Origin of the sequence: Vibrio hangzhouensis, from assembly GCF_900107935.1 — a bacterium.
Classification (GTDB): Bacteria; Pseudomonadota; Gammaproteobacteria; order Enterobacterales; family Vibrionaceae; genus Vibrio; species Vibrio hangzhouensis.
Window position 1 is genome coordinate 43,810 of sequence record NZ_FNVG01000009.1, and the last position, 22,527, is coordinate 66,336.

Genomic DNA, 22,527 nt, shown 5'->3' on the forward strand with positions numbered 1-22,527 from the left:
ATAGCGGTTTTTGCTAGCAAAAACCGCTACTGACATCGCATTTTTCCTGTTCTGTACTACACTTTAAAGGTTATCAAAACATAGACAAACAATTCAGTCTTGCGTTTTAAGTGCTCGTTTTAAGTGTTGATATAGAAAGTCTCTCAGGCAAGTTTTAGCAATCAAGCTTGTTTAAAACAGTTAGCGTAGGCTCTCCATGAGCCATTCCCCTAGGCCCAAATCAGGATCAGTTTTGGGCCTCTTTTTGTTTTTCTCAAAAAGCCGGACTAATTAGTCCTTGGTTACCAAGCTGATTCCCTCTTTACTGATGGTAATCTTACCCTGCTTATAAAGAGTACCAATACTCTTCTTATAAGTGCCTTTACTGGTCTTAAATGTCGCAAAAATCGCTTCGGGTGTAGACTTGTCACTCAGTGGCAAGAAGCCTCCCTTTTTCTCTAACAGGCTTAGAATTTTCTCACTGAGGTCGTCCATTTTTGCCACACCGACTTTCTGTAGCGACAGGTCAATTTTCCCGTCTGCGCGAACCTGCTTGATGTAACCTTTGAGCTTTTTGCCAATAAACAGCTTACCAAAGACATCTGACGGAAAAATCATTCCCCAGTGCTCACCGTTAATGATTGCCTTATAACCAAGATCACTGCGTTCAGCGATAAGCAATTCTACCTGTTGGTTAGGTTGATAACGTGCCGGCGTCTTATCCAGTAACTTGTTGAACTTAGTTGTACCAACAATACGACCTGAAGCTTTGTCCGTGTACACATAGACAAGTATGGTTTGACCCGCTGACAATCTGCCACGCTGCTCACTAAAAGGAATCAATAGATCTTTCTCTTTGATGCCCCAGCTAGCAAATGCACCAACGTTATTGATACCCTCAATCTTCATCAACCCCCACTCACCAACTTGTGCAACTGGTGTTTCTTTTGTGGCCGCTATTTGATTATCAGCGTCAAAATAGAGAAAAACATCAACCACATCACCAATAGCGATGCCTTCCGGGGCGCTTTTTTTGGACAGCAAAATGGAGCCATAGTCTTCTCCGTCCAAAAACCAGCCAAACTCGGCTTCTTTTATCACTTCTAGCTGGTTAACTCGACCTACGTTAATCATTGTGTTTATCTCTATTTGGGTAATTGCGGCGATTATACCTATCTCGCTTTAAGATGCTAGTTTCCCATGGTTCTGATATGCTTAGAACTATCAAGGTACACGGAGAAGTTGTTTGATCACCGTAGACAAGCAAGACGCTATCACTTTAAAAATCGCGCATGTGATGGCCAATTCAAAAAAACTGGATTTGGATGTTTTCCTATTTATTCCCAATGAACTTGGGATGAAATCGCATTTAATTTCCGAATCCGACTTCTATTATGACTCAATGTCGCAAAAACGCGCCTATTTCAGTAATGAAACCTTATTGCCTTTGGTGCACTCCCGCTTAGCCAAAAGAGGAAGGCTGTCTAATACCCAATACCGAGTAAGTCTGAGTCTTTTTGCATATCAATATGCCATGGCGCTGGACAAAGCCATCGCAACGCTTAAAGACACCACAAAAGAGGAACTCACCGCGGATGAAATCGATGAGGTCATTGAACTCGCTATCGACATCCTTAGGAAACTACGTCGCTCGGTGCCCTTTGAAGAGAACCTTAAACGTCACTACGCTAACATTGATAATTACCTATCCTGGTACACCGGGCAAAAATTCCTTGAACTCGTCGTCTATATCCCTAACGGCAAGGCCTACACGCCTCTCAAAGAGCGTTTGATTACCATAGTAGAGAAAGAACAAGCACACAGAAACCTCAACAACTACAACTCAGATCAAGTGCGTAAAGATGCGACACGGCTGAGTAACAAAATGCGCTTACTTCGCCGTTTGATAGAACATCCCATCGTCCTTCAAGTGAAAATGACATCCATGGGCAACAACACTAAGCGGTTCATCAAAGGCATCGCTACCGGATTAGTAATGCTGTTTGTGACCTCTGCGGTGATTCTGGCCAGAGACTACCTTGGAGAAATCACCGCCTCCTTTATCCTGGTCATGTCGGTGATTTACGCGCTTCGAGAAGTTTTTAAAGATGATCTACGTGACATCATGTGGCGTTGGATTCAGAGAGGAAAGCCCAAGTGGCGTCGCCGATTCATCGACGCAACAACCAAAAAGGAAGTGGGAAAAAAAATAGAGTGGCTGGACTACATCACCTTTGAAAAACTTCCTGACCGGATCAAAAACATACGAAAGAAACGTGTCGTACAACGTGAAGAAGAGATCCTTCACTACCGGGCAATTACCGAAATGGCGACCTCAAAATTTACCAGTGGCTACGACCAGACACGGGAAACGCTTAACATCAACTTTCGTGCTCTCACTCGCCTGATGGACAAATCCAATAATCGTTTCTACAAATTGAAAGATGGTCAGGTTGTCAAAGAGTCGCTTGAAAAGCGTCACCTACTTAATCTGATCATCAAGGAGCACAATAAGGGCAGTGACGCTGTCTACTATCGTTGGAAGATTATTCTTAGTCGTTCAAAAATCGTCGATATCGAGCAGATTCCTCTCTAATCAGGCTGACTTCGCTTTAAGAGACAACACCAATGAAAATTCGGCCATAGGCTCATCCCCATGTAAGGATGGGCAGATGGCTGTAATAGTGACGGGTCTGTTCACTCGCTCGCCAGTCCGTATTGTTTCATCAAGCATGTCGTCAATCAGGCGACCATCGGAGCAGACAAACTGAACATCTGCTTCAGGTCTTTTCAGGAATTTACCCTCCACTTCTTTAAAAGCGAGGGACACTTTATTACCGCGTTGTTGTGCTTTACTCATCGCCATAAAACCTCCGGCCACATCCGCTCCAACCGCCAGTACCCCAAAATACATGCTGTTCAAATGATTTTTGGTGCGACGTTTGAGCGGAATGTTCACGATCACTCGTTCGTCGTTTAACTCCAGCAACTTAGGACGACACAACCAAATAAGTGGAACTTTCATAAAGCCAAACGCTTTGAGGTAAAAATTAGCCTTTTGTAATGGCGTAAACATACACCTTCTCCCTTGAAACACCTCCGACCAGTAAACTAGAAAGGCAGCAAAATGTCAAAGAAATGTTAACAAAAAAGCTCCTACCTTATTGGTCAGGAGCTTTAGTTAACAATCAGGCTGGAAACTGCTTATGCGGCTGTGGAATACACATCTATTTGCCCGAGTTCTTCAATAAACTCTTTAAGCACAGGGTAATCATCCAGACAACCCACTGTTAACAGTACCGGCTTCTTGGCATTTTTGGCTGCAACCACACCCTCTTTAATTAACTTTAGTACCGCTTCATTTTGGGGATCATACAGATGAGCCAGTTCATCCTGGTTAATGTCCACGCCCAAGGTCAGTTGTGTCAGGTTTTCCACTTTAAGGACGATACCATCGAAATAGTGCAACAGTCGCTCTGATAGCAGGACGGCAGAAGGGGTGTCACAGGCAAACAATACCTTGAACCCGTTCAGACCACGAGGCAGTCCTTGCTCTGCAAGTCTGTCGATGATTTTAGCTGCATCACTCAGCGCTCTGACGCAGGGAACAATAACTTCTACATTAATTCCATCGGCAATGAGTTGCTTCAGAACCTCACATTCCAGCGCAAAACAGGCCTTATAGCTTTCAGAAGCAAACCGGGACACGCCTCTTAATCCCAACGTTGGATTAATTTCTTCAGGCTCCGCCTTGCCTCCTAGCAGAGCACTCATTTCGTAACTGTTCGCATCATTAAGCTCGATACGAATCACTTCATGAGCTTCCGTCACTGCTGCTTTTATCTCATTTACCAGAGTATCAACAAAGAATTGAGATGCTGTGTTTTCTCCAAGGATTGCATTGATCGCTTCCTGTTCGACATTATCAAGTTCATCGGCCAGAGAGGCGTAATTTGGATGAAAAAAAACTTTCTCCATGATCAACTCAGAAATCGACACATAAAGATGAGAAGCGGGAGACTGAGGAGAAAAACTTGGAAGCACATTACCCATTCGCAGGTTTGATGCTGATTCGGTTTCATTTAGATTGGACTGGACGTTTTCGTAACCCATTGCTGCTCCGTGCTGTCATTACTTGTTCTACTGGCAAAATACCGAGTCCAGCCAATGAATACAAGGGGGAAGCGAACAAAATATTCAGTATCCAAATTTGTAGCACGAACAATCGTTGGTATATTGCCAATAATGTAACCACCTAGTCGGCTGACAACAGCTATAACACGATAAATGATAGGGTTAGATAAGGATTAGTGGTTTATTCTGACGTTCATTTCCGTTATCTTTACCGCTTCGTAATAAATTAGCAGGCTGCCCCATGCCATTGAAGACAGATGAACTAAGAACCCAGGCATTAGGTCCAATGCCAACACCATTGGAGTTGAGCGCTAATCACCCAATTACCGATGACGTGGCAGAGCGAATTGCCAATTCTCGACGTCAAATCGAAAATATTCTTACTGGAGACGATGATCGTCTTCTTTGTATTGTAGGTCCATGCTCTGTGCACGACACGGAAGCTGCTCTGGATTATGCAAAACGCCTGGCCGCTGTTCAGGAGCAGTATCAAGATGAGCTTTTCATCGTGATGCGTACCTATTTTGAAAAGCCGCGCACAGTTGTTGGCTGGAAAGGTTTGATCACTGACCCTAACCTTGATGGCTCATACGCTCTGGAGACTGGTTTAAACAAGGCTCGCGGTCTTCTTCTCGATATCAACAAACTTGGGCTGGCTACCGCCACTGAGTTTCTGGATATGATTACCGGTCAATACATCGCTGACCTTATCACCTGGGGTGCCATCGGAGCCCGCACGACAGAATCGCAAATCCATCGTGAAATGGCGTCGGCACTGTCTTGCCCTGTTGGATTTAAAAATGGCACTAACGGTAGCACCAAGATCGCTATTGACGCGATTCGTGCCGCCAGAGCACAGCATTACTTCTATTCACCTGACAAACATGGTCGAATGACTGTGTACCGTACTAGTGGCAACCCGTTTGCTCACGTAATCCTTCGTGGCGGTGATACTGGCCCTAACTTTGATGAGGCTTCAATCGACAACGCCTGTCAACAACTGGCTTCATTCGATCTCCCGGCACGACTGGTCGTAGACTTCAGCCATGCAAACTGTCAAAAACAACACAGAAAGCAGCTGGATGTCGCCAAAGAGATTGCGCGTCAAATTGTTGCGGGCTCACACAAAGTGTCCGGTATTATGGCAGAGAGTTTCATTGAAGAAGGCAACCAGAGTATGGAAGATATCCATAACCTGACCTACGGTAAGTCAATTACTGACCCTTGCCTGAGCTGGGACGATACTGCTGAGATGCTCAATATTCTTGCTGATGCTGTGAAGCAGCGTAACGAAAAGGAAAGTTAATATGCCATCATTTGATATAGTGTCTGAAATTGATACCGTTGAACTGCGCAACGCCGTTGACAACGCCAACCGCGAGATCTCTACTCGTTTTGACTTTCGAAATGTCGAAGCATCATTTGCATTGAATGACGAAACAGTAAAACTGTCATGTGAGGGTGACTTCCAATTGAAGCAGATGCGCGACATCTTACGTGGCAATCTGACCAAGCGTGGTGTGGATGTCAACGCAATGGAATCACAAACGCCGGAGCAATCTGGCAAACTGTGGCATCAGAATGTCCTTTTCAAACAAGGTATAGAGACACCTATTGCGAAGAAAATCGTTAAGCTGGTAAAAGATTCTAAAATCAAAGTACAAGTTTCTATTCAGGGTGACAAAGTTCGAGTGACCGGAAAGAAACGTGATGATCTTCAGGCTACGATGCAACTGGTCAAGAATGGCGAACTAGGTCAACCATTCCAGTTTAATAACTTCCGCGACTGATCGCTGTTTCAAACATCCAGACTCGTTAACGATAAAAGGGCCTTGTGCCCTTTTATTTTAACCTGGCCAATTCTATGACTTCATCGCCTTCTTTAAGCAACAAATGGGATGAGGAATCACGCTCGACAAACACGACGATACGCTGCTTCTTCTCTTTACCGACAATGATCTGTTGTGATATCTCCGTTAAATCCTGATAGACGATACGTTCTGCATCACGCCTGACCAAGTCGACAAACCCAAACGGGCAGCGCTTGTCATAATAGACGACCTCTGCTTCCTGCATAATTCGCAATGCTTTTATGGGCAATAGCTCAGGATCATCGCCAAATTCAATCCATGTGCAAGAGTCCGAAAACTCAAGTTCACTCCCAATCAGCCTCTGATATGCTTGCTCAAGTTCTTGATTATTTTTACACTCAATGACCTTAGGTTCCTTGAAGAACAGTTCCCAAAACTTTCTGCGCTCATCCACTGTTACGAAGTGCTTCTTTATATCCCCTCGTTTACTTGCAGCAAAATCCGCCAACTGAGCAGTATTCATTGGCAAAATCGCCTCTAGCTTTTCACGAATACCGCGAATGAGTACTGGTGAAGCTCCCCCACTTGAAATGGCGATTTGAACACGCCCACGATTAATAATGGAGGGCGTTATGAAATCACAATAAGGTGTGTCATCTACAACATTTACAAGTATACCCATTTTTTTTGCATCTTTATGCACCTGGTGATTTAACTCAGGATTGTCGGTCGTTGCCCATACCTGAACAAACTCCCGTTTCATGAGTTCTGGCTGATAGAAGCGCTGAACCCAAATACACTTACCGGACTGGCTCATCTCCAAAAGGTACGGCTCGAGCTTAGGGGAAACAAGGGTTACACGGGCGCCTGCCCGAATCAGAGTTTCCACTTTCCGACAGGCGACTTCACCGCCGCCAACTACCAACACCGGTCTATCTAACAAATCCATAAATAGTGGAAAGTAACGCATAAATTTCCTTTTTTAAACGAAATAACTATTCATTCAAACTCACCATATTGGTGCAGCTTTGTCACCGAGACATTGGTCACAAAACAATTTTCCACCAAATTTACCTGTAATCTTAGGTGAAAATTTGAACTAAAATCATATATGCAAACAATAATGTCAATTTAACGAAATAATAACAAACCACGCTCTGAAGCACTTTCTTGGTGCCGAGTTGCACTATTTACAAAATCATCACACTTCGTCATTCTAACAACTGTTTAGAGGTATGTGACTACTCAAAACACCATTTAAATTAATAATTTGAGAAATCACAATTCATTATCTACGCTTTAAACGGTCGTTACAAATTGCACCATTTAGGTTCATTTGTAGTGATTTATGATGCAACACAACAATAATTAGCACATTGTATTCAGGCTGGACCTGATTTACACGGAACTAACAGGAAGGATACACAATGGCAAAGAAACTCACTCTTATTGCTTCTTTAGTAGCGGCTTCTGCTGCAATGATGAGTACTTCAGCTTCTGCTGCAGACGGTACTCTAGAAAAAGTAACTAAAGCAGGCGTCTTAACCTGTGGCGTTAGTACTGGTCTTCCAGGTTTCTCTAACCCTAACTCAAAAGGTGAGTGGGAAGGTATTGACGTAGAATACTGCCAAGCTCTTGCTGCTGCGGTACTTGGTGACAAAACCAAAGTTAAATACGTTCCATTAACTGCAAAAGAACGCTTCACTGCACTACAGTCTGGTGAAATTGATGTTCTACCCCGTAACACAACTTGGACGCTACACCGCGATACAGCTCTGGGTCTTAACTTTGTAGGTGTTAACTACTACGATGGTCAAGGCTTCATGGTCAAAAAAGACCTAGGTATCAAGAGTGCAAAAGAGCTTGATGGCGCATCTGTTTGTGTTCAGTCAGGTACGACAACCGAGCTAAACCTTGCTGACTACTTCCGTAACAGCGGCATGGAATATAAGCCTGTAGTATTCGATACTGCAGCACAAACGTCAAAAGGTTTCGACTCTGGTCGTTGTGACGTGCTAACAACTGACCAATCTGGTCTGTATGCACTTCGCCTGAACCTTCAAGATCCTAAGTCTGCTGAAGTACTGCCTGAAATCATCTCTAAAGAGCCTCTAGGTCCTGTAGTACGTCAAGGTGACGATCAGTGGTTCAACATTGCTAAGTGGACACTGAATGCAATGATTAACGCTGAAGAATATGGCATCACTTCTAAGAACGCGGACGAAATGCTTAAGTCAAGCGATCCTAACGTGAAACGTATCCTGGGTGTTGACGGTCCTAAAGGTAAAGGTCTGGGTATTCGTGATGACTGGGGTTATCAGATCGTTAAGCAAGTGGGTAACTACGGCGAAAGCTTCGAGCGTACTGTAGGTGAAGGTTCACCTCTGCAAATCTCCCGCGGTGTTAATGCACTGTGGAACGCTGGCGGCTTCATGTACGCGCCACCAATCCGCTAATAACGCATCAATGCTCAAATAAGGGCGGTCTGACCGCCCTTTTTTTCTAAGGATTTGAGGTTATAGCTGTATGAAACCTACTACGACTCAAGTCGCACCGCAGAGCAAATCTGCGAAAAGCGCAAATCTACTATACAACCCCACCTTTCGTTCTGTTGTTTTCCAAGTCATCGCTGTTTTTGCACTCGGATTGTTCTTCTATACCATCGTTGATAATGCGTTAAGCAATCTGGCAGCACGCGGTATCGCAACAGGTTTCGATTTTCTTGATCAAGAAGCGGGCTTTGGCATCGGTTTAACACTCATTGAATATGATGAAACCTTTTCCTACGGCAGAACCTTCTATGTGGGGCTTTTAAACACGGCGCTAGTTTCTATACTAGGCATTGTGTTAGCCACTGTGCTCGGATTCGTTATCGGTATCGCGAGATTATCGTCTAACTGGTTGGTCAGTCGATTCGCTGCTGTTTATATTGAAATTTTCCGAAACATTCCATTGTTACTACAGATTTTCTTCTGGTATTTTGCCGTACTTCAGGCCCTGCCCTCTGCGCGTCAGAGCATGAGCCTAGGTGAAGCCATCTTCCTGAACGTTCGTGGCCTGTACTTCCCGGCGCCTGTGTTTGGCGAAGGCAGTAACGTCGTTATTGGTGCTTTCATCTTTGGTGTAATTGCAACAATCATCGTGAAGATCTGGGCCAACAATAAGCAAAAACTGACCGGTCAACAAACCCCAATGGTCCGTATTGGCCTGGGTTTAGTTGTGGGACTTCCACTGGTTGCTTATTTGGTAATGGGAATGCCTATTTCTGCGGAATACCCTGTTCTGAAAGGATTTAACTTCCGCGGTGGTATCAGCATCATTCCTGAACTCGCAGCCCTGACACTAGCTTTAAGTATTTATACTGCATCATTTATCGCAGAAATCGTACGCTCTGGTATCAACGCTGTAAACCACGGTCAGACCGAAGCAGCAATGTCTCTTGGCTTACCTAGGTCAAGAACACTCAAGCTCGTCGTTATCCCGCAAGCAATGCGTATTATCATCCCGCCGCTAACCAGTCAGTATCTGAACCTGACTAAGAACTCGTCTCTGGCAATGGCTATCGGCTATCCGGATCTGGTTTCTGTATTCGCGGGTACAACGCTCAACCAGGTAGGACAAGCTATCGAAATCATTGCAATGACTATGGGGGTTTACCTCACATTGAGCTTGGTAACTTCTGCCTTGATGAACTTGTACAACAAGAAAGTAGCGTTGGTGGAGAGGTAATATGGCACAGCATCAATTTCAACCAGACCTTCCACCACCAGCGAATACAGTTGGTGCCGTTGGCTGGCTGCGTAAAAATCTATTTAATGGGCCTGTCAACTCCGCAGTGACCGTCGTTCTGGGCTATCTGGCTATTTCGTTCGTCTGGTATGTGTTTGACTGGGCAATTCTAAAGGCAGACTGGGTGGGTACCACCAGAGATGCTTGTTCTCGTGAAGGTGCCTGCTGGGTATTCATCAGTGTGCGCTGGGAACAGTTCATGTATGGATTCTATCCACAAGCTGAACTCTGGCGTCCTCGCCTGTTCTACGCAACACTGGCAATTTTTGTTGCACTGCTTGCTTATGAACGGACACCAAAACGCCTTTGGATTTGGCTTTTCTTCGTCAACATCTATCCATTTATAGCAGCAGCATTGCTATATGGGGGCGTGTTTGGCCTAGAGGTAGTTGATACTCACAAATGGGGTGGTCTACTGGTTACACTGATTATCGCTCTTGTCGGTATCATTGTGTCTCTGCCTATCGGTATTGCACTTGCTCTTGGTCGACGTTCAGAGATGCCGATTATTCGCAGTATCTGTACCGTCTATATCGAAGTTTGGCGTGGTGTTCCACTGATCACCGTTCTGTTCATGGCATCAGTCATGCTGCCACTCTTCTTTTCAGAAGGCGTGGAAACTGACAAACTGATTCGCGCCCTTATTGGTGTAATCATGTTCAGTGCCGCATACATGGCCGAAGTAATTCGTGGTGGTCTGCAAGCCATTCCTAAAGGACAGTATGAAGCGGCTGACGCTCTGGGTCTTACCTATTGGAAGAAAATGGGGCTGATTGTTCTGCCACAGGCACTGAAAATCACCATCCCATCCATTGTAAATACCTTCATTGGTTTGTTTAAAGATACCAGTCTGGTACTTATCATCGGTATGTTTGATGTACTAGGTATTGGTCAGGCTGCAAATACCGACCCTGAGTGGCTTGGTTTCGCAACTGAAAGTTATGTATTTGTCGCGTTAGTGTTCTGGGTGTTCTGTTTTGGCATGTCGAGATATTCGATTTGGCTAGAGAACAAACTGCATACCGGTCACAAACGATAAACGGAAATTCGAGGACGTATTATGACGCAACAAGAAGATTACATGATCCAGTTAAAGGACATGAACAAGTGGTACGGCGAGTTCCACGTACTAAAAAATATCAACCTTGACGTTAAGAAGGGTGAAAAAATCGTAATTTGTGGCCCTTCTGGTTCAGGCAAATCTACGATGATTCGTTGTATCAACCGTTTGGAAGAACATCAGGCCGGACATATCTTTGTCTCTGGTAATGAGTTGACTGAAGATCTTAAAAATATCGAAGCAGTTCGTCGTGAAGTGGGTATGTGCTTCCAGCACTTTAACCTGTTCCCTCACCTAACTGTGTTAGAAAACTGCACCCTGGCACCTATTTGGGTTAAGAAAATGCCTAAAGAGGAAGCCGAAGCTATCGCAATGAAATACCTTGAACGCGTTAAGATTCCGGATCAGGCGGATAAATACCCTGGCCAGTTGTCTGGTGGTCAGCAACAACGAGTGGCGATCGCACGTTCTTTGTGTATGAACCCACAAGTAATGCTGTTCGATGAACCTACATCAGCGCTCGACCCAGAAATGGTTCGTGAGGTTCTGGACGTAATGGTAGAGCTCGCTGAAGAAGGCATGACTATGCTTTGTGTCACACACGAAATGGGTTTTGCAAAAGAGGTGGCTGATCGCGTGATATTTATGGATGCCGGGGAAATCATCGAGGAAAATAACCCTGTTGATTTCTTTGAAAACCCTCAGTCTGACCGAACACAAAACTTCCTGAGTCAGATTCTGCACCACTGATGCAATACCGAGAAAAAGGCGACCAAATGGTCGCTTTTTTTACCTCTTTTTTTCTGTATGTGCCGTAGAAATATTGTGTTACAACTTACTGCACACTTAACCAGCTATTTTTATTATGATTTTGTTCTATGACTTACACTGGCGGACTTGATTTTTCGAACGAACAGCCCCATAAATAGTCATATAAAGAAGTCAATCATCTATGAGGAAGATTATGAACGATCCTATGGTATCTCGCAGTTCATCTCAGGCGAGTGTACTGCAAACTAACAAAGTATTGCGAAATACTTACGCGCTGCTATCTATGACGCTACTTTGGTCTGCGGTCGTTGCAGCATTCTCAATGGCAATGAACCTGCCTCGTCCAGGTCTTATCCTGATGCTAGTCGGTTTCTATGGCTTACTGTTCCTGACAGAAAAGAACCGTGATAACAGCATGGGTCTGGTGTTCACATTCTTGTTCACTGGCTTCCTGGGTTATACCACAGGTCCAATTCTGAACATGTATGTTGGCGCTGGTATGGGCGACGTTATTGTTACAGCCCTGGGTGGTACCGCCCTAGCCTTTATGGGTGCTTCCGCCTACGCATTGACCACTAAACGTGACCTTTCATTCCTGGGTGGCGTTCTGATGGCTGGTTTCGTCGTTCTACTGATCGGTATGGTTGCGAACATCTTCCTACAGATGCCTATGCTTTACCTGGCAATGAGCGGCATGTTCATCCTGTTCTCTACTGGTGTAATTCTGTTGACAACTCAACAAATTGTTCGCGGTGGTGAAACGAACTACATCTCGGCAACCGTTAGCCTTTATGTCTCTATTTACAACCTATTCATCAGCCTACTCTCTATCTTGGGCATCATGAACGACGACTAATTTGTACAAATGGTTGTAGAAAAGCCCGGGACTTGTTCTCGGGTTTTTTATTTCTATTGACTTGATAAATCCGACAAAACTGCGCTAACCTTGCCACGAGTATCATCTACCAGATAAATATCATGTTTGAATATAACGGGAAATCCATCGACACCGATGCCGAAGGGTATCTTCTCAATCATCAGGATTGGGAACAGGGAATGATTGAAGTATTGGCGAAAGAAGAAGGCATTGAACTGACCGATTCACATCTAGAGGTCATCATGTTTGTTCGCGAATTCTATGAAGAATTCAATACTTCTCCGGCAGTAAGAATGTTGGTAAAGGCCATGGAAAAAGCGCACGGCCCGGAAAAAGGCAACAGTAAATACTTGTTTAAACTGTTTAAGAAAGGACCAGCTAAACAGGCAACAAAATTAGCGGGATTACCAAAACCCGCAAAATGCCTGTAATGCGTTTATAGGATATCAAAGCCCGTATAACGCTTTTGTTGTTCACAAGGCTCTCTCGTTACCGAATCAACCGTTGCGGTTCTAGGGCCTTTCAGCAACCACTCGCACAAAGCCTCGACCCGGCTTTCGTTGCCACAAGCGACGACTTCAACAGAGCCGTCATAGAGGTTCTTTGCGTATCCAGTGAGCCCGAGCTTCAACCCTTCGTGGCAGGTGTGATAACGAAACCCTACCCCCTGGACCATCCCTTTCACAATCAACTTCTGACAATATTGTGTCATAACTATTCTCCCAGATAGACCCATATGCTTAGCTGATTTTAGTCCAAATCTTTTCACGCAAGGCAAACCCTCGTATCTGGATTTGCATTTATTTGAAACTTCACACAAAATATCCCACCTTTTTCTCTATCAATTTGGTAAGGCATCCCATGGCACCTGCAATTCATCTCGTCAAAGGTCGTGATAAATCTCTTAGACGCAAACACCCCTGGATATTCTCTCGTGGTATCTCACATGTTGATGGCCAGCCTTCTTTGGGAGAAACCGTAGATGTTTTTGCCCACAACGGTGAATGGTTGGCAAAAGCCGCCTACTCTCCAAACTCTCAGATACGCGCCCGCGTTTGGAGCTTTGAAAAGCAGGATATCGACGTTGAATTTTTCGTAACACGTATCCAACAAGCCCAACTACTTCGAGAAGATATTATCGAACGTGACGGGTTGACTGGTTACCGATTGGTCGCAGCTGAATCTGATGGCTTACCCGGCGTAACCATTGATCGCTATGGTGACTTTTTGGTTTGTCAGTTGCTAAGCGCAGGTGCGGAGTTCCAGAAAGATAACCTGGTAAAGGCACTCAACCAGTGCTTTCCTGAATGCTCTATTTATGAACGTTCAGATGTCTCCGTAAGAAAAAAAGAGGGCCTGAAAGAACGTACCGGCGTTCTGTCTGGACGTGCGCCAGATGCACCCGTTGTCATTGAGGAGAACGGTGTCAAGATCAGTGTAGATATTATTAAAGGCCACAAAACAGGCTTCTACCTCGATCAGCGAGACAGCCGCTTTCAGGCGCAAAAATATGTTAAGGATAAAGAAGTTCTTAACTGCTTCAGTTACACAGGCGGTTTTGGTTTATACGCACTCAAAGGCGGTGCAAAGCGCGTAATTAACGCCGACGTATCTCAATTGGCTCTTGATACGGCCAAGCACAATGCTGAATTAAACGGTTTCTCAGAGAAAAAGAAAGCTGTCTTCCTTAACGCCGATGTATTCAAACTACTGCGCGAGTATCGGGATCAGGGTACTAAATTCGATGTCGTTATCATGGACCCACCGAAATTCGCTGAATCGAAAGCGCAGCTCAATGGCGCTTGTCGCGGCTACAAAGACATCAACATGCTCGCTATGCAGATTCTAAAGCCTGGCGGTACGCTGTTGACCTACTCATGCTCCGGCTTAATGGATGGTAACCTTTTTCAGAAGATCATCGCTGACGCGGCACTCGATGCAAACCGTTCGGTGAAGTTTGTCGAGCGATTTGAACAGGCCGCGGATCACCCGACAGACACAGCCTACCCTGAAGGTTTCTACTTAAAAGGCTTTGCCTGCAAAGTTCTTTAATCAATTCATAGAGATACACTTCATAGCCCGCCTTAAAATCCAGCCACTTTTATCATCATGAGAGTGGCTTTTTTCACCCATCTGTCTCATAAATAAGACATTTTTATGTTATCGACATTGAATTAGCGAATTTTTCTACTATTTTCAATAGTATGACGTGTTATGTGCCTTCCCCGTTCTCTCTGAGATCGCGGTTGGAACCCAATAAAAAAGGCATTGTACACCGAGTTGAAATCGATGAGCTGAACACTATAGTTAGGGTACACAGCTTAACGTGATGACTTGGCTCATATTAAAAATGTAGTGAGTAGAAGTGATGTATTTGCAAAATCAAAATCAGCACAAAAGCAAATCGTCTAACCAGGGAGTAAGGAGAATAACTTTGAACAAGTTCACTATGACGGCTGCTGCTTGTTTTGTCGCCCTTAGCCTTCCAGTTAACAGCCAAACACTAGAGCAAGCTGTTGCGACAACGCTTGCAACTAACCCCGACATCAAGGCTGCATATAACGAATACGTTAGCAAACGCTACGACGCGGATGCCGCAGTTGGCGCTTATCGTCCAAAAATTGACCTTGATGGTGGCATTGGCTACGAAAGAACGGATTATGAAAGAGAAAATTCTATTCCTAGGAACGAAAGCCTGACCAGAAAAGAAGTCGGGATTACGTTAACCCAACTCATCTGGGATGGTAATGAAACGCTAAACGACATGGACCGTACCGCAGCAGAAGCAGAATCAGTGAGGTATCAACTGCTAGCCGATGCTTCAGACATTGCATTAGAAGTGGCTCAAGTCTATCTGGACGCGACCAAGTCCTATGAGATTTTGGCACTTTCAGAGGCAAACCTGGAAGTTCATAAGAAAATCTATAAGGACATAAAAAAACGGGTAGAGTCCGGTATCGGATCGACAGCTGACCTTTCTCAGGTCGAAGCCCGTATTGCCAAAGCGCACGGTAATTTACTGGCGGCTCAGAATAACCTGTTTGACACCCACACGCAGTTCAAACGTATTGTCGGACAGGCACCACTAGGATTGAAATACCCTCGTGCTGACGAGGTAGCCATTCCGCCCACGGTTGATAGCGCCTTGCAAATGGCGATTGAAAAACATCCTGTTATCAAGATTTCTCAAGTGGATGTCGACTCTGCTCGCTTCCAGTATCAACAGACCAAAGGGGTAAACTACCCTACCTTCTACATTGATGCCGGTCATAACTGGCGTGATGATGCCAGTGGCAATATTGGTACTGATAACGAAACGCGAGCAATGCTTCGCATGCGTTATAACTTGTATAACGGTGGGTCAGATGCGGATCGTACTGAGGCGGCGGCTTATCAGTTAAACAAAGCCAAAGACTTCAGGGACCGCACATACCGAATGGTCGAAGAAGGCCTCAAGCTGTCATGGACTGGTCTCGAGTTCACCGTACAGCAGCGTGAATTCTTGTCGGACCATGTAGACTCAGCTTCAGACACTGTGGTGGCTTACCAGAAACAATACAAGATCGGTAAACGTACTCTTCTTGATGTCCTCAATACCGAAAACGAACTGTTCGAAGCCAGAAAAGGTTACCTTGACGCTAAATATGCAGAGCAGTTCGCTCGCTATCGGGTAATGAATGCAACAGGTGGTCTACTACAAGCCTTGAGAGTAGATATGCCAAAAGAGTGGAATGAGAAGGTGGAGTACTAATAATGAAACTACAGACCAAACTATTACTCTGTGGCCTCGTTGCTTTGCCACTTTTCGCTTCGGCCACAACTCAAGAAGAAGATAAGTACGAGTATCGGGCTACACCGCTTGCTGAGCAAAAAGCCGATTTGTTGGATGATGATGGCGATGGCGTCATCAACGCTCGAGATTTATGCATTGTCACACCAGAAGGTGCCGCTCTGGATAATGACGGCTGTGAGCGCTACGTAGACACCTCGCAAACCATGGCTCTGCGTATCCTATTCGACAACAACTCAACCTATATCAAGCCTGTATTCCAAAACCAGATCCGGGAAATGGCGGATTTTCTGACGACGTACCCTGAAACCAGCATCGAAATCGAAGGCTACGCCAGTATCGTCGGTAATCCTGACAAGAATCTTGTCCTATCCAAGAATCGCGCAGAAGTCGTCAGGCAAGAGATCATCAAGAACGGAATTTCACCTAACCGCCTGACTATCATCGGCTTTGGTGAAACGAAACCGGAAGAACTCGGCAACAGCGAATTTGCCCATGCGATGAACCGGAAAGTGGTTGCATCGGTGGTCGGATATAAGGGTGAGGTAGAAATGGAGTGGACGATTTTTACCAAAATTGGCAAATAGGTAAAACTTCCAACAAATTAACATCAGGCGCTCTAAATGGGCGCCTTTTTGTTGTTATTTCATTTAGATATTCTTTAACTCATGCTAACCTTGTTACAGTTCTTACTAAGAGTATAAAACGATGACTAAATTGACTTCAGATATCGAACAGAACCTTAAGCTGTTTATTGAAGAGACCAGCAAGAACCAACTAGTTTGGGGCTTACGCAACGAAGATGGCTGGTTGGCATGTGATTCTACAGAGTTCGAAAACACAGAAGTTATGCCGTTTTGGTCTTCGGAAGAAGATGCAAAAACACACAATGTTGAAGAGTGGGCTGATTTCGAAGTATTGCACATCCCTCTGGATATTTTTGTAGAGGATTGGCTACTAACACTCGACGAAGACGGCGTCCTTATTGGCACCAACTGGAATGATCAGCTAGATGGTAAAGAGATGGAACCATCGGACATCGCCAAGCTTTACTTAAAGGCAGAATAAAAAAAATAGAGGCACTAGCCTCTATTTTTTATTCTGATTTTGCATTCAGTGCTTGCATAACGTTATCTTTGTTGTCCAAATACTGATTCAACCCGTTAGCACGCAGTTCGCAGGATGGACAATCGCCACAGCCGTCACCGATGACTCCGTTGTAACAGGTCAGGGTTTCCTGTCTGACCAGGTCCAACGCTTGATATTTATCGGCTAACGCCCAGGTCTCTGCTTTATCCAGCCACATAAGTGGAGTAACAATTTCCAGATCTCGGTCCATTCCCTGAACCAAAGCACTGTTCATTGCTTTAATAAAGTCATTTCGACAGTCTGGATAACCAGAAAAATCGGTTTCGCATACCCCGGTAATTACGGCATTGGCACCAATCTGATACGCATAGATGCCCGCCAGAGTCAGGAACAAGATGTTACGCCCAGGCACAAAGGAGTTAGGCAAACCATTCTCCTGTAGCTCATGTGATACTGGTATGTCATCGCGAGTCAACGAACTGATCGCTAATTCGTTCAGCAAGCTCACATCCATCACTTTATGGGCGGCGACTCCCAGTTTCTGAGCCAGTGCTTGTGCCACTTCAATTTCGAGTTTATGTCGCTGTCCGTAATCAAAAGTAATAGCATGGACTTCATCGTATTGCTTTAACGCCTGAACCAAACAAGTGGTCGAGTCCTGACCACCACTAAAAACAACCACGGCTTTTTTCATGTTCTTCTCCATCATAGTGTTAAGCAATACTCAGATACTTATGGGTTTGTACCGACAAGCGCCAGTTTCGCTCGATGCATGTCTCAATACACAGTTCCGTCGCGCGCGGTTTTTGACTGATAGGCTGCAGAGCGATAACCACATCTTTACGCAGCGCTGCCTGAGCCAGTAACTCATCAAGTTGACTGATGTTCTTTTCCGTTGCAACCGGATGCTTCACTTCGTTCGCACGTTCCAGTGCAGAGGTCAGTACCGGCAGCTTGCCTTTCATTGCTATTTTAGGTGACACTGTCACCCAGGTACTTTCGGTAACACGCACTTCTGATGTACCACTGGTTTCAATTTGGCATTGGCAACCTATTGCTTCGAATGCCTTGCAAAGCTCTGTTAAGTCGTATTCGCAAGGCTCTCCACCAGTGATCACTATGTGCTTCGCATTAAAGCCCTGCTGGTTATACATAACAACGATATCATCAGCGCTGACTTCGCTCCAGGTAGGATCGTCACCCTGTTTGAGGATGATATCGCCAAATGAACGTTGCTGCTCTGGCTCTGCGGTCCAGGTTTGTTTGGTATCACACCATGCACACCCAACGTTACATATCTGTAAGCGCACAAAAACTGCAGGTACACCAGTAAAGACACCTTCACCCTGAATGGTTTCAAACATCTCGTTAATTTTAAATCGAGTATGAGTCATTAACACTTGCCAATAATCTAAGATGTGCAGACCATAAAGGAAGCCAATGAGAAATTCAATACAAACCGTGATACTAAATATCTGGCAAGCATAAGTGGATTCTCTTATCCTAGGGACGTTTTGTTTTATTCTGTTTTTAGGTAAGTAACGTGTATAAACTCATCGCCATCGATATGGATGGAACCCTTCTTACGTCTGATAAAAAGATTACGACGCGTACCAAACAAGCGATCCATGCAGCTAAACAGCTAGGTGTGACAGTCGTGTTGGCTTCAGGGCGTCCACTTAACGGTATGCTTGATGCGCTAGACGAGCTTGAGCTCAACACCGAGCATGATTTCGTCATTCATTTCAACGGTACCTTTGTACAGAAGGTCTCCTCAGGTGAAGTACTTCATCAGCAAATGCTTGATGGTCGCCGGGCTAGAGAAGTGGCAAATCTGGCAAAATCATTGGGACTGCATTGCCATGCGTTCAGCCGTCAACTAGGGCTCATTGCGACAGAATCAAACCCTTATACCGACCATGAGGCGGAAATCAATAAGCTCGACATTACCATCTACGATTTCGACAAACTCGAAGACGATCACGAAATTATTAAAGCGATGATCGTGGGTGAACCGGAAAAACTGACCCAAGGTATTAATGACATTCCAGGTCACTATCACGAAGGTTATACCGTAGTGCAAAGCGCACCGTTCTTCCTTGAGTTTCTAAATCCACTGAGCAACAAAGGGGAAGGCGTTAAAGTAGTCGCTGACCATCTGGGAATCCCCTACGAACACATTATGTGTTTTGGTGACGCAGAGAACGACCATCACATGATCACATTTGCCGGGAAAGGTGTCGCCATGGCAAATGCGATGGATGAAACTAAATTGCTTGCAGATTACATCACTGACAGCAACGATGACGACGGTGTAGCCAAAGCCATTGAGAAATTTGTGCTATAGTCTTTGAGTGCTGGGATAACCCTCTGTTTTAAGGAATTTTATGACTGTTCGCTTACTGCTCAACGGAAAAAAAGCGGCTCAACAAGACATTCGTGACGCCGTGTATCAACTTCGAAGTGAAGGCCATGAGATAGAAGTCAGAGTCACTTGGGAAGGTGGCGATATTGAACGAATGGTCAGAGAGTGTCATGAACAAGGCGTTACCCGGCTCATCGCTGGTGGCGGAGATGGTACGATAAACGAGGTAGTCGATGCCTTGTTAAATCATGATGCCGGGTCACTCGAAGTGGCTATCCTGCCACTAGGGACCGCCAATGACTTTGCCACTGCCTGCAAAATCCCGACTGAGTCCGCCTATGAAGCTCTGCTATTGGGCATCACCGGAGAAGCGGTTAAGGTCGATGCCGCACGCGCCAATGAACGTCATTTTATCAACATAGCAACGGCTGGCTTTGGGGCTCAGGTTACGGCTACCACTCCAGTCGCATTGAAAAACTTTTTGGGTGGTGGTGCCTATACTCTTTCGGGTTTAGTGCAAGCCATCAACTTCCAGCCATTTGATGGCATTGTTAAATACGATGGTAAAGTTGTAGAAAGCAATGTCGTTGTTGGAGCCGTTTGCAATGGCAGAATGGCAGGTGGTGGCCAGCCCCTATCCCCCGGTTCATTCATAAACGACGGACTCCTTGACGTTGTCTCACTGGAAGAGTTCACCCCGGCAGAGATCCCTGCCGTCATTGATGAACTTATGCAGGGTGACGCTTTCTCAGGTAGATTCGTTAAGAGAAATCAAGTGCGCTCACTCGAATGGTCATCCGGCTCTGTGATGCCAGTGAATCTTGACGGTGAGCCACTAAATGCTAAGCAAATTACATTTGAGGTATTGCCGGGCGCAATTAAACTTGTCTTGCCGCGTTTAAGTCCTGTACTCAAGCAGAGTTGAGATACCTATCTGGTGTAACAGCATTTCCTTTACTTAGATCAACTAAAAAGGCGACCCTAGTGGGTCGCCTTTGTACAATAAATGAAGGTCTATTTGATGTTCAAGAAGGCTGCACCACGCACGCCACCAGAATCACCGTGTTTAGCCTTAACAATTTTAGGGCACTTAGCAACAGACATCAGATATTTAGGAATACGCTTAGGCATTTCTTCATAGATGAGATCGTAATTTGACAGACCGCCACCCAATGTCACTACGTGTGGATCGTTTGCCGTGAAGATGTTTGCTAAACAGATGGCCAGTAACTCCATGAACATGTCCACAAACTCAATGGCATCGGCGTCACCTTCTTCGCGCGCCTTAATAATGTCGATCGCTTTTTTGCTTTCGCCGTAGTAGTTGGCATAAAGCAGTTCAAAGCCACGTCCTGACAGATAATTGTCTAGGCAGCCTTTTTTACCACAACCACAATCAAGTAGCGGTGCTTTTTCGCCAAGATGGAACCACGCATCAATAGGTAAACGCATATGACCCAGTTCACCAGCTACGTGGTTGCGGCCTGAAAATACCTTACCTTCATAGATAAGACCGCCACCGAAGCCTGTACCAAGAATCAGACCCATTACTGATGGTTCGTCTTTCAGCTCTTCATCCCACGCTTCTGACAGTGCAAAGCAGTTTGCATCATTTTCAAGTTTAACTTCACGGCCGATTTTTGCTTCGAGATCACGACGAAGAGGCTTGCCTTTAGCACATGCGATATTTACTGTTAGTACAGTTTCGTCTTCCGCGTCTTCCATACCAGGCAGACCAAGACCTACCTTGCCTTCAACGCCAAACTCAGCATCATACTTAGCGACCAAACCTGCTAATGTATCAACCAACAGCTGATAATCACCACCAGGCGTAGGAACACGTTCTGTAGCAACACGCTCCAGGTTCTCATTGAAAGCACCAAATTCAATTTTAGTGCCGCCGACATCAAAGCCGTAATACATGCAAACTCTCCTTGCTAACCTCAACACGAGGGAAAAAATTTTAGATAACTGACCGCATTATCCATATCCCTACCCCCTCAAACCGTGACGCAGCCCCAATTTATTCCTTTGTTTTCGCCACCTGGTCAACAACTCATCACATTAGCCGTGAAGTTTAGACCGAGTTCGCGTTTTTTATTAGACCGATGAAATTATTCAATGCAGGACGAGATAAATCGGAAGAAAAACGAGTTTTGCTCAACATATAACTTTCGCGAAACACAGAAAACCATTGAGCCAGAACTTTTGATGTGTATGCAGCACCAAACTGCTCAAAGACAATACTTGCCACTTCCGCTGTCGCCAGATGGTCTTCGTGCTCTGACTTTCTCATCATATAACTGGAGAGCGTTTCAGGCTTTATCGAGCATACAGGATACCCATCTAGATAAGGGGACTTCCGGAACATGCGCCTGGCTTCTCGCCAGCTGCCATCTAAGAAAATAAACAGCAGCTTTTTACCACCAGGTGGCTGGAATTGCTGCGGCTGTATCAAACGAGCTTTGTCATCGACGTAATCTTCTGGAAAGATCACCACAGGCTGATAGGTCTTATCATTGAGTAGTGCTAGCAGTTCTTTGTTTGGTTCGGTTCTATGCCAGGGAAACGCGTACCCTTCTTCAACCGTATCAAGAATAAGGCGACCGGTATTACTTGGTTTTAAAATCTCAGCGTCAGAAACAAGCAACAATACCGCAAAGTCAGAACGGCCTGCCGGTTGGTGCTCGCAAATGCAATATTGCTCCGCGATTTGGCACTGTTTACAACGAATCACTTTGGCACCTCGTGCATTAAATGGCTTAGTTGCGGCAGCCAGGCGTTCATCGTACATTTTATGGAAAGCGTGACGTCTCATTTTCGTGGTATTCTGACAAAAGGTGGCGGGATTCTACTCTTGTC

Annotated in this window: 24 protein-coding genes; 15 read left to right on the forward strand and 9 right to left on the reverse strand. The window is 45.2% G+C overall.

All coding sequences use genetic code 11. From position 1 onward, the window contains the following. Positions 1-270: 270 nt before the first annotated feature. Positions 271-1,113 carry a CvfB family protein gene (locus C4S60_RS10705; protein ID WP_103880344.1) on the reverse strand — a complete coding sequence of 281 codons (843 nt, stop codon included), beginning with the start codon at positions 1,111-1,113 and terminating at the stop codon, positions 271-273. A gap of 112 nt (positions 1,114-1,225) precedes the next feature. Here C4S60_RS10705 and C4S60_RS10710 point away from each other — a divergent pair, with 112 nt between their 5' ends. Continuing rightward, positions 1,226-2,575 carry a hypothetical protein gene (locus C4S60_RS10710; RefSeq protein ID WP_103880345.1) on the forward strand — a complete coding sequence of 450 codons (1,350 nt, stop codon included), beginning with the start codon at positions 1,226-1,228 and terminating at the stop codon, positions 2,573-2,575. Here the strand turns inward: C4S60_RS10710 and C4S60_RS10715 are convergent, their stop codons facing one another. Beyond that, positions 2,576-3,055, reverse strand: a complete 480-nt coding sequence (locus tag C4S60_RS10715) for a PaaI family thioesterase (protein ID WP_103880346.1) — start codon at positions 3,053-3,055, stop codon at positions 2,576-2,578. Between the two features lie 128 nt (positions 3,056-3,183). After that, positions 3,184-4,092, reverse strand: coding sequence for a putative PEP-binding protein (locus C4S60_RS10720; protein ID WP_103880347.1), 909 nt, complete (start codon positions 4,090-4,092; stop codon positions 3,184-3,186). A 262-nt stretch (positions 4,093-4,354) separates the two neighbouring features. Between C4S60_RS10720 and C4S60_RS10725 the strand changes: the two genes are divergently transcribed. Continuing rightward, the gene (locus C4S60_RS10725) at positions 4,355-5,419 is read left to right on the forward strand and encodes a 3-deoxy-7-phosphoheptulonate synthase (protein WP_103880348.1); all 1,065 of its coding nucleotides are present in this window, start codon (positions 4,355-4,357) and stop codon (positions 5,417-5,419) included. Between the two features lies 1 nt (position 5,420). Further along, positions 5,421-5,903 (forward strand): YajQ family cyclic di-GMP-binding protein, encoded by a 483-nt coding sequence (locus C4S60_RS10730; RefSeq protein WP_103880349.1) that lies wholly within the window; start codon positions 5,421-5,423, stop codon positions 5,901-5,903. Between the two features lie 52 nt (positions 5,904-5,955). Here C4S60_RS10730 and C4S60_RS10735 read toward each other — a convergent pair whose 3' ends face one another. Then, positions 5,956-6,894: an NAD(P)-dependent oxidoreductase gene (locus C4S60_RS10735; RefSeq protein WP_103880350.1), complete on the reverse strand. Its 939-nt coding sequence runs from the start codon at positions 6,892-6,894 to the stop codon at positions 5,956-5,958. A 457-nt stretch (positions 6,895-7,351) separates the two neighbouring features. Here C4S60_RS10735 and C4S60_RS10740 point away from each other — a divergent pair, with 457 nt between their 5' ends. The 6 genes from C4S60_RS10740 to C4S60_RS10765 all read left to right on the forward strand — a co-directional run bounded on the left by C4S60_RS10740 (position 7,352) and on the right by C4S60_RS10765 (position 12,852). Beyond that, positions 7,352-8,380 carry an amino acid ABC transporter substrate-binding protein gene (locus C4S60_RS10740; RefSeq protein WP_103880351.1) on the forward strand — a complete coding sequence of 343 codons (1,029 nt, stop codon included), beginning with the start codon at positions 7,352-7,354 and terminating at the stop codon, positions 8,378-8,380. A 70-nt stretch (positions 8,381-8,450) separates the two neighbouring features. After that, positions 8,451-9,653 carry an amino acid ABC transporter permease gene (locus tag C4S60_RS10745; protein ID WP_103880352.1) on the forward strand — a complete coding sequence of 401 codons (1,203 nt, stop codon included), beginning with the start codon at positions 8,451-8,453 and terminating at the stop codon, positions 9,651-9,653. Between the two features lies 1 nt (position 9,654). After that, a complete protein-coding gene (locus tag C4S60_RS10750; protein ID WP_103880353.1) occupies positions 9,655-10,752 on the forward strand; it encodes an amino acid ABC transporter permease in 1,098 nt (365 codons plus the stop codon). A gap of 21 nt (positions 10,753-10,773) precedes the next feature. Further along, positions 10,774-11,523, forward strand: coding sequence for an amino acid ABC transporter ATP-binding protein (locus tag C4S60_RS10755; RefSeq protein ID WP_031496112.1), 750 nt, complete (start codon positions 10,774-10,776; stop codon positions 11,521-11,523). A 214-nt stretch (positions 11,524-11,737) separates the two neighbouring features. Further along, positions 11,738-12,400: a Bax inhibitor-1/YccA family protein gene (locus C4S60_RS10760; RefSeq protein ID WP_103880354.1), complete on the forward strand. Its 663-nt coding sequence runs from the start codon at positions 11,738-11,740 to the stop codon at positions 12,398-12,400. A gap of 122 nt (positions 12,401-12,522) precedes the next feature. After that, entirely contained in the window at positions 12,523-12,852 is a 330-nt protein-coding gene (locus tag C4S60_RS10765; protein ID WP_103880355.1) for a TusE/DsrC/DsvC family sulfur relay protein, read from the forward strand. 5 nt (positions 12,853-12,857) lie between these two features. On the opposite strand, the gene yccX is transcribed toward C4S60_RS10765, so the two are convergent. Then, positions 12,858-13,133 (reverse strand): acylphosphatase, encoded by a 276-nt coding sequence (gene yccX, locus C4S60_RS10770; RefSeq protein ID WP_103880356.1) that lies wholly within the window; start codon positions 13,131-13,133, stop codon positions 12,858-12,860. Positions 13,134-13,282: 149 nt separating this feature from the next. Between yccX and C4S60_RS10775 the strand changes: the two genes are divergently transcribed. From C4S60_RS10775 to C4S60_RS10790, 4 genes are all read left to right on the forward strand, one after another. Continuing rightward, positions 13,283-14,473, forward strand: a complete 1,191-nt coding sequence (locus tag C4S60_RS10775) for a class I SAM-dependent methyltransferase (protein WP_103880357.1) — start codon at positions 13,283-13,285, stop codon at positions 14,471-14,473. A gap of 397 nt (positions 14,474-14,870) precedes the next feature. Beyond that, positions 14,871-16,172, forward strand: coding sequence for a TolC family outer membrane protein (locus tag C4S60_RS10780; RefSeq protein WP_103880358.1), 1,302 nt, complete (start codon positions 14,871-14,873; stop codon positions 16,170-16,172). Between the two features lie 2 nt (positions 16,173-16,174). Further along, positions 16,175-16,798: an OmpA family protein gene (locus tag C4S60_RS10785; RefSeq protein WP_103880359.1), complete on the forward strand. Its 624-nt coding sequence runs from the start codon at positions 16,175-16,177 to the stop codon at positions 16,796-16,798. Positions 16,799-16,919: 121 nt separating this feature from the next. Next, positions 16,920-17,279, forward strand: a complete 360-nt coding sequence (locus C4S60_RS10790) for a DUF2750 domain-containing protein (RefSeq protein ID WP_103880360.1) — start codon at positions 16,920-16,922, stop codon at positions 17,277-17,279. Positions 17,280-17,307: 28 nt separating this feature from the next. Here C4S60_RS10790 and queC read toward each other — a convergent pair whose 3' ends face one another. Both queC and queE read right to left on the reverse strand, forming a co-directional pair. Further along, the gene (queC, locus tag C4S60_RS10795) at positions 17,308-18,006 is read right to left on the reverse strand and encodes a 7-cyano-7-deazaguanine synthase QueC (protein WP_146060862.1); all 699 of its coding nucleotides are present in this window, start codon (positions 18,004-18,006) and stop codon (positions 17,308-17,310) included. Positions 18,007-18,013: 7 nt separating this feature from the next. Further along, entirely contained in the window at positions 18,014-18,694 is a 681-nt protein-coding gene (gene queE / locus C4S60_RS10800; protein ID WP_103880362.1) for a 7-carboxy-7-deazaguanine synthase QueE, read from the reverse strand. 149 nt (positions 18,695-18,843) lie between these two features. On the opposite strand from queE, the gene C4S60_RS10805 reads away from it, so the two are divergent. Both C4S60_RS10805 and yegS read left to right on the forward strand, forming a co-directional pair. Next, on the forward strand, positions 18,844-19,647 hold the full coding sequence (locus tag C4S60_RS10805) for a Cof-type HAD-IIB family hydrolase (RefSeq protein WP_103880363.1): 804 nt from the start codon (positions 18,844-18,846) through the stop codon (positions 19,645-19,647). A gap of 40 nt (positions 19,648-19,687) precedes the next feature. Further along, positions 19,688-20,590 carry a lipid kinase YegS gene (gene yegS, locus C4S60_RS10810; RefSeq protein ID WP_103880364.1) on the forward strand — a complete coding sequence of 301 codons (903 nt, stop codon included), beginning with the start codon at positions 19,688-19,690 and terminating at the stop codon, positions 20,588-20,590. Positions 20,591-20,679: 89 nt separating this feature from the next. Here the strand turns inward: yegS and nagK are convergent, their stop codons facing one another. Next, positions 20,680-21,588, reverse strand: a complete 909-nt coding sequence (nagK, locus tag C4S60_RS10815) for an N-acetylglucosamine kinase (protein WP_103880365.1) — start codon at positions 21,586-21,588, stop codon at positions 20,680-20,682. A 154-nt stretch (positions 21,589-21,742) separates the two neighbouring features. Further along, complete coding sequence (locus C4S60_RS10820; RefSeq protein ID WP_103880366.1) at positions 21,743-22,483, reverse strand: tRNA-uridine aminocarboxypropyltransferase; 741 nt, start codon at positions 22,481-22,483, stop codon at positions 21,743-21,745. Positions 22,484-22,527: the final 44 nt, after the last annotated feature.